Below are 12,775 nucleotides of genomic sequence, written 5' to 3'. Positions count from 1 at the left end.
ATCCTTCCAAACTGCAGCCGTTTTGTAAACCGAGGTGGTAGCTCCATCGGCAAACGTGATGGTAAGCTTTACTGGAACAGGAAAACTCCCCTTCTTTTGAACTTTAAGGCTTAAATCATTCCCCTTTGCAGAAACGTTACTTAGCGCTAAATCGGCATAGCCATACTGGTAAAACCAAGGGTTCCAGAACCAAGCCAAATCCTCTCCCACCACAGCATTAAATGTAAGTGCTAAATCGGTAGGTGTTGGATGCTTTCCCGCCCACCGGTGAATAAACTCCTGCATCACCTTGCGGAAGGTCTCCTTACCCAACATATCGTTCAGGAAGTAGAAGCCAGCAGCAGCTCTTCCATAGTTTTGCATAAAATAGGTTCCGGCACTGAGCTCTGTTGTTGGCACTGAAAGCGGCACATCGTTGCTGCTCCCCATAACATGACGACTGTAGGAGGCAATGTAGTAGTGAGCATTCTTATTCCCAGCCTCCTGCTCAATGGCCTTTGGAATAAAGGTCACCAGCCCCTCATCGACCCATCCGTAAAGGGTTTCGTTAGTTCCTACCATAAACGGGAAGTAGCTGTGGCTAACCTCATGCGAGGTAACAAATACCTTCTCCAGCGTATCCTCAACCGGGCCATCGTTGCACATCATGGGAAACTCCATGCCCGAATTCCCCTCCCAAATGGTGTTATGCGGATATGGGTATGGAACGCCAATGAGGTCGGTTGAAAGGCGCAGCAAGGTGTGCCTAGCAATGGCTGCTATACCCCTTCCCTCGATGGAACCGACCTTGTAAACAGCATTTGCCATGGCCCGTCGTCCGGTAGCAGAATCCACCTCAACACTGGTGCCGTCCCACACGTAATGCGTGCTGGTGCCAAAGGCAAAATCGGTAACGTTGTCTGCCTTGAAGTGCCACGTGTTTTCACCCTTGCTGCGAAGCACATCGCCATCGCAGTAATCGTTGGCGGTGATAATGCTAACCACACTATCGGAGGCCTGTGCTTGAGCAATTCGTCCCAAGATTTTATCGGTAAATAGCGCGGACTGATTTTGCAACACCCCAGTGGCCCATGCCACGTAGCCAGCGGGCAGGTTAACCTCCACGTCGTAGCTGTTAAAATCGTTGTAGAACTCTGCCAATCCAGTATAACTTTCTCTGCTCCATCCATTAACATCATCGTAAACGGCAATTTGCGGATACCAGTAGGCCACAAAGTAGGAGGTTGAATCGTAACGGCCCAAGCGTAGCTGAGTCTTGTTGGGCAGGGTAACATCCCAGCTCACCTCCATTTTCAGCAACGACTTTGGCTCAAGTGCGGAAGGTAAGGGAACAACAAGGTTGGTTCCTACAAAGTGAAACTTGGATGCCGGAACTGTAACCCCATTTAACTGCACTTGGCTAATGGTTACGCCACGGTTAATATCTGCCGAATCGACCTCCATTTGCCGAAACATTCCAGGTTGGAATATATTTGGATAGAGCCTAACCACCAGATATTTTAACGTATCGGGACTAGCATTGTGGTAGGTTACAGTTTCCGTTCCCTCCAGCTTGGCCGTTGCTGGGTTAAACGTGGCATTAATCTGGTAGGCGGAGCTATTATGAAAATAGGTAGGCCCTGGGACGCCGCTCATTGTTCGGGTGCCATGCTCAATGGCCCGCTGAACGTTGGTGGGAACATACAATTTCGTTGGCTGGGCAGCCAAACCGTAGCCTGCAAGCATTGCGGCCACCATTACTACGCTCTTTCTCATATCCATTTCAGGGGTATTTTTAGGTTGTTGCTATTGACTTTAACTGATAGATGATGCTATAATCTTACATTAAATAACATTGGGAAACCTACCGAGCTAGCTCAGTAGAGTAAAGTTCAAGGTGCTACCCAATTACGGTATTTAGAATAGCGTTATCTGGAAAAGTTTAAACAGTAGTTCAAGCAAGCTAACGCCTTTGCAAAATCCACCAAGAAGAGCCTTAAATAACACTGCCAAATGTTTTGGATATCTCCAACGCCTCAGCAATAACCTCGTCGGGATAGCTGTTGATTTGAAGGATTTTAATGGCATTCCTATCTAAAATTCTAGTTATGCTAAATTCCATTCTGTGATTGCGGTGCATGCATAGTAGGTAGATTTTTACATCCTATTACCGTGCACCGCACGCGCTTGGGGCCTTCGCTAACCCATGGCTAAAGCCATGGGCTATGTCCGTTCTAGAGTTATTCATTGGGCGAGAAACACTTCGCCCCTACTGTTGATGAAATTCTCTTAATTCTTTTACTTCTTCTAATTCCTCTAACTTCATATAACTTCTTCTAACTCCATAAACTTCTTCTTCTAACATTTTCAAGGTCAACCCATATTGCAATACATCTATTACACTTAATATCTACACTTTACAAAACATATTACCAATGTATACAAATTAAGTCTACACCACCTTTATTTCAAGCAGCTGGTCTTAAGTATTGGTATGTTGTTTCTTCGCATCTGACAAACGATAAAGTTGAAAACCACAACAGCAAACCAATATGAAGGAAGTAGTAATAGTATCAGCAGCACGAACGGCCATTGGCAATTTTAGCGGAAGTTTAAGCGGCTTTAGTGCCGTAGACTTGGGTGTAATTGCGGCAAAGGAAGCAATTGCCCGTGCTGGCATCAACCCAGCCGAGATAAACGAGGCCATTGTTGGCAACATCCTCTCAGCAGGACTTGGCCAAAATCCTGCCCGCCAAATCTCCATCAAGGCTGGCATCCCCGATACCAGCCCAGCAATGACCATCAACAAGCTCTGTGGTTCAGGACTTAGAGCCGTTTCCATGGCAGCCCAGTTTATCATGCTTGGCGATGCCGATGTGGTGCTCGCCGGCGGAACGGAGAGTATGACCAACGCGCCATACCTGCTCGATAAAGTTCGCAGCGGCTATAGAATGGGAAATGCGCAAATTATCGATAGCATGATCCTCGATGGACTCACCGACGCATTCAACCAATACCACATGGGCATCACTGCCGAAAATATTGCCGATCAATGGGGCATCAGCAGAGCCGAGCAGGATGAGTTTGCCCTCATTAGCCAGAACAGGGCCGAAACAGCCACCAAGGCCGGACGCTTCAACGACGAGATTGTGCCCGTTGAAATTCCTCAGCGCAAAGGCGACCCCATACTATTCAGCAACGATGAGTTTATTCGGCAGGGGCTCACCATGGAGCAGCTAGTTAAGCTCAAGGCTGCCTTCAAGAAAGAGGGCACCGTAACGGCTGGGAACGCCTCCGGCATTAACGATGGTGCTGCCATGCTAATTGTAATGTCGGCCGACAAGGCCAAGGAGCTTGGGCTAAAGCCACTAGTTCGCATTGTATCGTACGGCAACGCTGCCCTCGACCCAAAGATAATGGGTTACGGACCGGTACCGGCAACTCGGGAGGCCCTGTTGAGAGCCAAGATGACCATTAACGACATCGACCTCATTGAGGCAAACGAGGCCTTTGCTGCCCAATCCATAGCCGTGGCGCGTGACCTTAAGCTCGACCCGGCAAAGGTTAACGTAAACGGTGGTGCCATTGCCCTTGGTCACCCCATTGGGGCGTCTGGTGCCAGAATCCTCACCACCCTTATCTACGAAATGAAGCGTCGCAAATCGGCTACCGGCCTAGCCACACTCTGCATTGGCGGTGGTCAGGGCACAGCGCTTATTGTTGAAAACATTTAAGTTGAATCATATAATCCATACAACCACATGAAACGCATTGAAAATAGAATTGCAATTATTACCGGCGGTGCCGATGGTATCGGAAAGGCTGCTGCCACCCGCTTTGCCCACGAAGGTGCCACTGTGCTTATTTGGGATATGAACGAGGCCAAAGGAGCTGAAACAGTTGCCGAGATTGCCAAGAATGGAGGAAAGGCCGAGTTTGCCAAGGTTAACACCGCCAAGTTTGAGGAGGTTGAAAAGGCTACCAACGACGCCATCGCAAAGCATGGAAAAATTGACATTCTGGTAAATAATGCAGGTATCACTCGCGATGCCTCCCTAAAGAAGATGACTCCTCAGCAGTGGCAGGAGGTGATTGACGTTAACCTAACGGGCGTATTCAACTGTGCCAAGTGCGTTAGCGGATTTATGGTTGAAAAAGGCTACGGCCGAATTATCAACACCTCATCGGTAGTGGCTCTTTATGGCAACTTTGGCCAAACCAACTACGTGGCCACCAAGGCTGGGCTCATTGGTATGACCAAGACACTTGGCAAGGAGCTGGGGCGTAAAGGAGTTACGGTAAATGCGGTGGCTCCCGGATTTATTGCCACCGACATGGTGAAAAAAATGCCCGAAAACGTCCTAAAATCCATGGAGGAAAAGGTTCCAGTTGGACGCTTGGGATTGCCGGAAGAGATTGCTTCAGCCTACCTATTTTTGGCCAGCGATGAGGCAGCCTACATCAATGGCACTGTGCTGAGCGTTGATGGCGGCATAACCATTTAATATAACAAACCACCGTTCGAAGTAATTTGAACGGTGGTTTTTGTTTAACTTTAAACATAAAACTTTGAAGCATGGCTACAGAAGGGCAAGTTTTGGGAACATGGATTCTAATAGCGTTCTATGCTGTTGCAATCCTATTCTTTGTTGTTAGGGGTGCAGTAAAGATAAAAAGCATGAAGGACTACGCCGTTGGTAGCGTAAGCTTCTCCCCTTACTTTGTGGGCTTATCGCTGGCAGCAGCCATGACCAGTGCGGCCACCTTTGTAATTAACCCTGGGTTGATTGCCCTTTACGGCGTTAGCGGAGTGCTTTCATTTGGTGTATTCTTCCCCATTGCAACGGTGGTATCCCTTGCCGTTTTAACCAAGAGTTTTCGTAGGTATGGAGAGTCGGTAAAGGCTATGTCGCTGGCAAGCTGGATTGGTAATCGGTTCAACAACAAAAACTATGCGCTATTTATCGCCTTCCTATCGGTGCTGCTCATCACCTTTATTGTCCTAATTTTGGTAGCTCTCACAAAAGTATTTGCCAGTGCACTCAACACCAACGAAATATGGACACTGGCGGCAATTGTTCTCTTTGTTTTTGGCTACATGATGTTTGGAGGAGCCAACTCCATGGTATACACCAACATGATTCAGGCAAGCATAATGATTGTAGTAGCAATAATCCTACTGCTTTCGGGCCTACCCCACTTCGAGGGTGGAATTACTGGATTCTTTAGCCAGCTGGCAGGTATCGATCCGGCGCTTGTAAAACCCACAAACCCGGGTAGCCCACTGTTCAGGGACTTCTACGAAATTGCTTTTGCCCAAATTGTAATAGGAATTGCAGTGGTTTGCCAGCCACATATAATCACCAAGTCGCTTCTGCTGAAGAAAGAGTCCGATGTGAATAAGTTTCTGATAACCTCCATCGTGGTGGAGCTGCTCTTCTTCTCGGTAATTATTGCAGGATTATACGCACGCTTGGAGTTTCCGGATCTTACTCTCAACGGTCAAAAGTTGGCAACCGACAGCATCATACCCAGCTATGTTGTAAAGGTTTTCTCCAACGGATTGGTAGCAACGCTGGTTGGGCTACTGGTAATACTTGGCTTGGTCTCTGCTGGCATGTCTACGCTGGAAGGGCTGATACAGTCGTTGAGCAGCAGTATTACCAACGACATTATTAAACCTTTGTGGGGCGACAAAAAGAGCTTTGCCGATAGAAAATACATAATGTTAAACCGGGCAGCCATTGTGGCTTTGGCCGTTGTGGCCTTTGTGATGTCGCGCAACCAGCTGCTGCACCCAAAGCTGAGCGTAGCCATTCTTGCTCAGAACGGAGTTTACGCCTACTTCTCCATCATATTTGTGCCAATTCTGATGGGTATCTTCTTAAAAAACATAAAAGTTTGGATTCCCTTTGTAGCTTCTGTGGTTGCTGCACTTATGCACTTTAGCGTTTACTACTTCTTCCCCTTTCTCCACTCCCACGGAGTAAGCTTTGGATTTTATAATAAATATCTGGAAGGGGTTGTTCTAAATCCGGCCATTGCAGCCTCAAGTGCCATTGTGCTCTCCGCTATTGTTGGATTCGGATTGATGTATCTAAGCCGAATGAATCCAGCAAGGCAGAAGCTGTAACATTTTGATTATTGAAAACAAGATAAAGAAAAATGAAAGATTTCAACGCCACATACCGAAGCAAGCTAATTACCGCGGAGCAGGTTGCCAACCTCATAAAGAGCGACACCGACATTATCGTGGCGCAATGCGCCTCGGAACCGCAGGGCTGCATGAGCAAATTCCACCTTGCCAAGGATAGGGTGAAGGAGGTAAAGGTGTTCTCGGTGCTCACCCTGAAGCCCTACGACTTTTACATGAAACCGGAGATGAAGGGGCACTTTGAGCTCTGCAGCTGGTTTCATGCTCCCGGTTCGCGGCAAGCCATTGCTGAGGGTGCAGGCACGGTTACATACGTACCCAACATGCTCCACCGGTCGGCAACCGACCGTCTAAAGGTACGCCGTCCGCATATGTTTGTTGGCACCTGCACACCACCCGACGAAAAGGGTTTCGTCTCCCTTTCGCTGGGCATCACCTACGAAAAAGATATTCTGGAGGCTGCTGAAATAGTGGTTCTTGAAGTAAACAACCAACTTCCCAGAACACTTGGCGACACCCACGTCCACATCGACGATGTTCACTACTTTGTGGAGCACTCGCAGGTTCCACCTACCCTTCCCTCCCCCCAACCCGATGAGGAGGCGTTGAAAATTGGTGAGCACATTGCCGAGCTGGTAGACGATGGCTCCACCATTCAACTGGGTATAGGCGAAATTCCTAACGCGGCAGCTCTATCGCTGCACGGCAAGAAGGACCTTGGTGTACATACCGAAATGTTTGTCGATTCCATGATGGAGCTCTATGAGCTTGGGGTGATCACCAACAAGAAAAAGGCGCTACACAACGGTAAGTTCATCTGCACGTTTGCTATGGGATCCGAAAAGATGTATCGTTGGCTGCACAACAATCCTGCGGTGGAATTTCTGCGCGGAAAGTATGTGAACGACCCTTGCGTGGTCAAGCAAAACTCCCGCATGGTCTCCATCAACACCTGCATTATGGTTGACTTCACGGGGCAGGTTGCCAGCGAGTCCATCGGCACAAAGCAGTACTCCGGAACCGGAGGCCAAACCGATACTGCAGTAGGTGCCGTGGAGGGATTCGACGGGTTGGGCAAGTCCATCATTGCCTGCCGTGCAACGGCCCGCAACGGACAGATATCAACCATTGTACCAACATTACCAGAAGGAACTGCCGTTACCTTGCACCGCAGCCACACCGACTACGTGGTGACTGAGTGGGGATCCATTCGGCTTACCGGGCGCACAGTGAAGGAGCGCACCAAGGCGCTTATCTCCATTGCCCATCCAAAGTTTAGGGATGAGCTTACCGCTAAGGCAGAAAAATTGGGTTACATATAAAATTATCTACCATGCTTCCAATACGAATCAAGGGGACCGGGATATATGCACCGGGCGAACCCATTGGCAACGAAGAGCTGAAAAAGTTGGCCGGCATTGATTTCGATGCAGAAAAAATTGAGGCCAAGGTTGGCATCTCCAAAAGGCACATTGCCCATCTGAGAGGCATTGCCGAAACCACAGCCGACTTTGCTACCAAGGCTGCTCTCAATGCCATTGCCGATGCCAAAATTGCCACCGACGACATTGGGTTGGTGATAGTGGCTACCGACACTCCTGAATTTATTTCACCTGCCACCGCCATTGTGGTGCAGGGACGGCTTCAGGGTAGCGAAAAGTGGAGTGCCGCTTTCGATGTGAATGCCTCCTGCGCCAGCTTCACCATTGCCTTCGACGCTGCTGCCCGCATGCTGGCCACCAACCACGCCATAAAGTATGCAGTAGTGGTTGGCGTTTACAACATGCCGGCATTCATTCGCAAAAACGATGCCTTTGGATACTCCATTTTTGCCGATGGTGCAGGTGCCTTTGTGCTCGAGAGAGTCGAGAACAAAACCTCATCCTACATCGGTGGTACGCAGCTGGCAGATGGCACACAGTGGTATTTCATTGGAATTTACGCCGGGGGAAGCCACAACCCGGTAACCCACGAGGTGCTCAACGCCAATGAACAAGGATTGCTAAGCCTTAAACCACTGCCTGGCGACCGGAACGTAAGGCTATGGCCCATGGTTGTAGAGAAACTGCTCACCGATCACAACCAAAAAACAGACGAGATCGACCACTTCATCTTCACGCAGATCAACCGCTCGGTAATTGTAAAGGTGATGAACGAGCTGAAGCAACCGCTGGAAAAAACAACAATGGTAATGGACCGCTACGGCTACACCGGTTCCGGCTGTGTTCCAATGGCCTTTCACCACGCCGTAAAGGATGGCAACGTGAAACGAGGTGATAGGGTTGTTTTTGTTGCCTCGGGCGCGGGATTGGCAGTTGGCAGTAACCTCTTCGTTTACTAGCTAGCTATTTAGTGTTGATAGTAATAATCTGAAAGACAGATTTTATGAATACTCTAGTAGGAATTGTTGGAACAGGAATATATATCCCCGAGAAGCGGATGACCGCAAAGCAAATTGCTGAGGCCACGGGTGGAAATTGGACAGAGCAGGCGGTTATCGAAAAGTTGGGGATCAGGCAAATTGTGGTTCCTGGTGAAAACGATGGAACGCAGGAGATGGGTGTAAAAGCAGCGCAGGATGTGCTCAAAAACACAGGCGTAGACCCCAAGTCCATCGACCTCATCATCTGCATTGGCGAGGAGTGGAAGGAATATCCGCTCACCACTTCCGGCATTTACATTCAGGAGCAGATTGGAGCAACCAATGCCTGGGCCATCGATGTGCAGCAGCGATGCGGCACCGCCGTAGCCGCCATGAAGATTGCCAAGGATATGATGTTTTCCGACGACGACATCAACACCGCCATGATTGTGGGTGGCTACCGCAACGGCGACTTCATCGACTTCAAGGAACCTTCTGTATCGTTTATGTATAACCTTTCGGCAGGTGCAGGTGCCATAATCATGAAGAAAAACTACTCCCAAAACCTGCTGCTGGGAACCCACATCATGACCGATGGCTCACTCGCCCGAGCCGTTGGGGTGGAGTTTGGCGGAACCTGTAACCCAATCACAGCCGACAACGCTTTGGTTGCCTATAAGTCGCTCAAGGTTTTCGACGAGAAGCAGATGAAGGATCGCCTCAATGAGGTTTCCATGAAAAACTGGATGAACTGCATCGACACGGCTTTTCAAAAATCGGGAATTGACCGCGACAAGATTGGCTATCTGGCAGGCCTTCACTTTAAGCGCTCCATGTATGAGCACATGGTTCACCAGCTGGGGCTCACCATGGAGCAAACCGTGTACCTTGAAGATTATGGACATCTTGGTCAGATAGATCAGATACTCTCCCTCCATCTGGGATTACAGCAGAAAAAAATATCTAAAGGAACCATTGTATCGATGATTGCCGCAGGTATTGGATATGCCTGGGGTGCCAACGTAATTCGGTGGGGATAAAAATGATGAGTCATGTCCAACATAACAACCGTTAATAAACTCATTATCTTAATATTAAAATACATCAACCCACGTTTAGTTAATAAAGTCAACCTTAGGTTATTTCAATCAAAGTTGACTGCTCCATACAACTTTTATTACTTGCTTCAAATACCGTTTTAAGAACCACTAATTCAAACTAAATTTAAAACACTATGAAAAACCTAATTGCTCTAGCCCTTCTCTTTTCTGTTACACTGATTGCCTGTGAAAAAAGTAGCGACGATAGCAGTACCGATCCTCAAAAAATTGGTATTGTTGGTGAATGGTATTCCTCCGGAGCCAACGTAGCACCCTTGTTGGCATACCTTGGTATCGACTCCATTTATGCTAAATTTAATTCGGATAACACCTACCTTGTAGAATCGTTTGCCAGTGGTGCCAAGACCACCCTTACCGGAACCTACACTCAGGCAAAATCGACTGTTGGTACTATCTGGACAATCACGCTGAATCAGGGCAGTCCAACTGCGCTAACCAGCGAAGGAATGTTTGAGATTGATGCAACAATGAGCCCCTACACCATGAACTATGAGGTGGCCCAAACTGAACCACAAATTACTGGTGTAACTCCTCCCACTCCAGCAGGTGGCTTTGGTAGCACTAGCGGTGGAGCATATGGAACTACTAATGTTCAGAAGTACATCAAGATTGTTAAGTAAATAGTTGAATAAAAAAGAGGTTTGCGCTTGTGTCGTAAACCTCTTTTTTAGCTATCTTTTCCTAACATCATTTATCGGTATAATCGCCATTACTAGAAAAGGTTGAGTTAGGAAGCCATCCCTAAAACCTATACTGAAGGTTCCTTCTGACCCAAAAACCAAACTACAAATGAGAAAAAGCTTGTTGTTTACATGTGTTGTGCTGCTCATTACATTGACGCTTGCGCACGCACAAGCCCCAACCAACCAATACTTCTCCAAGGAAATACCGGAGAAGGCCGATAAGGAGTTGCAGTTTTTCGCATTCTTTATAAATCAAGGTGTAACGAGCAACATGTACGCCAAGAGTGAATTCCTAAAAGGGCAGGTTGTGGGAAGGCTATTTGGTGGCAACACCTCTTCAACTTCCGATTCGTTAACCTCCCGCTACTTCGAGCAGCGACTGATTCCCTTCTTTATATACCAACCCAAGCTATTCAACGGAAAGGCAACGCTTAGAGCATCCTTCGAAATAGATTGGACCTGGGGCGATGCCTCCTACGGCGTGGGTGGAAACCTCGGATCGGCCATTTCCGCCGACCAGGTTAACATCCAGACTCAAAACATTGAAATTGAACTTAATCCGTCAAAGGGTTGGTTTGTAAACCTCGGCTTGCAACGACTCTTCGATACCCCATATAATCCCTACCGGACACTTTTCGATAAGATGACCACCACTGGCTACCGTTTAGCTTACTGGGGTACCGACGGTGTGGGAATCTCCGTTCGCAAGGACTGGGACTTTTCAAGAATGAAATTTGGTTACTACCAGCTCTATGAAAATGCCATCGAGCAGAACGATGACGTTTCGCTGCTCGAATTTACCGGCGAAAAGGATGTTACTAGGGCATGGAAAATTGGAGCGTCTTCCTACTACCTCCGCGACAGAGCCTCCGGAAAGGGTGGCGTTTCCATCCTTGGTGAAGGGCTAAATAGCCTTTTGGCCTCCTACAATGGGGCTTACCAGTTTAAGTATGGCGACGTTCCCTACAAGGCCGACATCGTTTGGCTGGGTTCTTTCTTTGGTCGCAATACCGACCACTGGCTCGACCCCTGGATGGTTACCGGCTTTGTCAACTTCAACATTGGAAGGGTTGATACGCTGGAGAATAAGGCTCTTTCGAGCACAAAATGGAAGAAGGCCACCGATATTTTTGGCTACGCCGCAAACCTTAGGCTCTCCTATCGCTATGGGCAGACCCTCAGCGATAACGTAACCCTCGACATGCTCTACACCTCCGGTGATGGCAATGGCATAAAGGATGGAAAATATTCGGGCGTGATTACGGCCGACACATGGGGTGCTCCGGGAGCAATATTCATCAGCTCGGGTGCCTACATACTTATGCCACAGGGTAATGTGGTTAACCGATTCACACCGGCCATTTGCGACATATCCAACATGGGGTATGGTCTCTCAGCCGCCACCCTCACCTACTCCAAGGGACTTATTCCCAACAAGATGAACGCTAAGGTTGGCAGTGCCATTGCTTTTAGCAACATCCAACCCACGGGAGGTGGAATGCATATGGGAACAGAAATTAATGGCAGCGTAGCCTACAACTTCGGGCCGTTTATGAGCCTTGAGCTGCACGGAGCCTACCTCTTCCTTGGCGACTTTTACGACAGCAAGGAGAGCTCGCACGGCAGCTCCATCAATGGCAACTCCGATACCCGTCCGGTTGATCCGTGGACAGCTTTTATAGTGTTTAAATGGTTAATGTTCTAAAGATTTAGCAATGAAAAAGCTTATATATATTGGCATTGTAACCGGATTATTTCTTATGAGCGGCTGCAACACTCCATACAAGAGTCTAACCAACATTAGCTCCATGGACGACCTATCCTACCCCTTTCCGGTTAAGAAGGTGCAACTCCCCGAAAGCGGATATACCATTGCCTACACCGACCAAGGAACTGGCGATAAGACCATCATCTTTATCCATGGTCTTGGCAGCTACTCCCCAGCTTGGGAACGAAACATCCCGGAGCTCAGCAAAAAGTATCGCTGCATTGCCATAGACCTACCCGGATATGGAAAGTCGAGCAAGCAACCTCACAGCGGCTCAATGACCTTTTATGCCAGCATAGTTAACGAGTTTGCTCAAGAGCTCAACCTTGGCAAGGTCTACCTCTCTGGGCACTCCATGGGTGGACAGATTTCCATGGTTACCACCCTGCTATACCCAAATCTGGTAAAAGGATTAATTCTGGTTGATCCGGCAGGTTTTGAGCGCTTCAACGCAGGGCAAAGCCAATGGTTTAGAGATGTGATGACCCCGAAGTTGGTAAAGCTCACCACTGCTGAAGCTATTCAGAATAACCTAGCTACCAATTTCTACCGCGTTCCCAAGGAGGCCGAGTTTATGATAACTGACCGCCTAATTATGCGTACCGCCAGCGATTTTGATGCCTACTGCTACACGGTTGCTCAATCGGTGGATGGAATGGTGGATCAACCCGTAATCAACTACCTGAAGGATATAAAGGTGCCTACCCT

General features: G+C 48.3%; 11 protein-coding genes. 9 read left to right on the top strand and 2 right to left on the bottom strand.

Annotation, left to right across the window (positions count from 1 at the left end):
• Together VMW01_07695 and VMW01_07690 are read right to left on the bottom strand one after the other, a co-directional pair.
• On the bottom strand, window positions 1–1,761 hold a 1,761-nt coding region (locus tag VMW01_07695), incomplete at its 3' end, for a M1 family metallopeptidase (GenBank protein HUW06129.1).
• Between the two features lie 214 nt (window positions 1,762–1,975).
• Window positions 1,976–2,119: a hypothetical protein gene (locus tag VMW01_07690; GenBank protein HUW06128.1), complete on the bottom strand. Its 144-nt coding sequence runs from the start codon at window positions 2,117–2,119 to the stop codon at window positions 1,976–1,978.
• A 412-nt stretch (window positions 2,120–2,531) separates the two neighbouring features.
• On the opposite strand from VMW01_07690, the gene VMW01_07685 reads away from it, so the two are divergent.
• The 9 genes from VMW01_07685 to VMW01_07645 form a co-directional block, all read left to right on the top strand.
• A complete protein-coding gene (locus tag VMW01_07685) occupies window positions 2,532–3,713 on the top strand; it encodes an acetyl-CoA C-acetyltransferase (GenBank protein HUW06127.1) in 1,182 nt (393 codons plus the stop codon).
• A 27-nt stretch (window positions 3,714–3,740) separates the two neighbouring features.
• The gene (gene fabG / locus VMW01_07680) at window positions 3,741–4,484 is read left to right on the top strand and encodes a 3-oxoacyl-ACP reductase FabG (GenBank protein ID HUW06126.1); all 744 of its coding nucleotides are present in this window, start codon (window positions 3,741–3,743) and stop codon (window positions 4,482–4,484) included.
• A gap of 71 nt (window positions 4,485–4,555) precedes the next feature.
• Window positions 4,556–6,112 (top strand): hypothetical protein, encoded by a 1,557-nt coding sequence (locus VMW01_07675; GenBank protein ID HUW06125.1) that lies wholly within the window; start codon window positions 4,556–4,558, stop codon window positions 6,110–6,112.
• Between the two features lie 32 nt (window positions 6,113–6,144).
• Complete coding sequence (locus VMW01_07670; GenBank protein ID HUW06124.1) at window positions 6,145–7,455, top strand: acetyl-CoA hydrolase/transferase C-terminal domain-containing protein; 1,311 nt, start codon at window positions 6,145–6,147, stop codon at window positions 7,453–7,455.
• Between the two features lie 11 nt (window positions 7,456–7,466).
• Window positions 7,467–8,474, top strand: a complete 1,008-nt coding sequence (locus tag VMW01_07665; GenBank protein HUW06123.1) for a ketoacyl-ACP synthase III — start codon at window positions 7,467–7,469, stop codon at window positions 8,472–8,474.
• Window positions 8,475–8,518: 44 nt separating this feature from the next.
• Complete coding sequence (locus tag VMW01_07660; protein HUW06122.1) at window positions 8,519–9,535, top strand: 3-oxoacyl-ACP synthase; 1,017 nt, start codon at window positions 8,519–8,521, stop codon at window positions 9,533–9,535.
• A 194-nt stretch (window positions 9,536–9,729) separates the two neighbouring features.
• Window positions 9,730–10,236 (top strand): hypothetical protein, encoded by a 507-nt coding sequence (locus VMW01_07655; GenBank protein HUW06121.1) that lies wholly within the window; start codon window positions 9,730–9,732, stop codon window positions 10,234–10,236.
• A 169-nt stretch (window positions 10,237–10,405) separates the two neighbouring features.
• Window positions 10,406–12,004 (top strand): hypothetical protein, encoded by a 1,599-nt coding sequence (locus VMW01_07650; protein ID HUW06120.1) that lies wholly within the window; start codon window positions 10,406–10,408, stop codon window positions 12,002–12,004.
• Between the two features lie 10 nt (window positions 12,005–12,014).
• Window positions 12,015–12,775, top strand: a 761-nt coding sequence (locus tag VMW01_07645; protein ID HUW06119.1) for an alpha/beta hydrolase, incomplete at its 3' end; no start/stop codon positions are given.

Source organism: Williamwhitmania sp. (genome assembly GCA_035529935.1).
In the GTDB taxonomy this organism is placed as follows: domain Bacteria; phylum Bacteroidota; class Bacteroidia; order Bacteroidales; family Williamwhitmaniaceae; genus Williamwhitmania.
The sequence above is the reverse complement of the archived record's forward strand: the minus strand, read 5'-3'. Positions and strand labels throughout refer to the sequence as shown.

What these genes read in the sequence shown, in the direction of transcription:
- VMW01_07685 (HUW06127.1), top strand. Translation starts at nt 2,532, where the DNA reads ATGAAGGAAGTAGTAATAGTATCAGCAGCACGAACGGCCATTGGCAAT.
- VMW01_07650 (HUW06120.1), top strand. Translation starts at nt 10,406, where the DNA reads ATGAGAAAAAGCTTGTTGTTTACATGTGTTGTGCTGCTCATTACATTG.
- VMW01_07675 (HUW06125.1), top strand. Translation starts at nt 4,556, where the DNA reads ATGGCTACAGAAGGGCAAGTTTTGGGAACATGGATTCTAATAGCGTTC.
- VMW01_07670 (HUW06124.1), top strand. Translation starts at nt 6,145, where the DNA reads ATGAAAGATTTCAACGCCACATACCGAAGCAAGCTAATTACCGCGGAG.
- fabG (HUW06126.1), top strand. Translation starts at nt 3,741, where the DNA reads ATGAAACGCATTGAAAATAGAATTGCAATTATTACCGGCGGTGCCGAT.
- VMW01_07655 (HUW06121.1), top strand. Translation starts at nt 9,730, where the DNA reads ATGAAAAACCTAATTGCTCTAGCCCTTCTCTTTTCTGTTACACTGATT.
- VMW01_07690 (HUW06128.1), bottom strand. Translation starts at nt 2,119, where the DNA reads ATGCACCGCAATCACAGAATGGAATTTAGCATAACTAGAATTTTAGAT.
- VMW01_07660 (HUW06122.1), top strand. Translation starts at nt 8,519, where the DNA reads ATGAATACTCTAGTAGGAATTGTTGGAACAGGAATATATATCCCCGAG.
- VMW01_07665 (HUW06123.1), top strand. Translation starts at nt 7,467, where the DNA reads ATGCTTCCAATACGAATCAAGGGGACCGGGATATATGCACCGGGCGAA.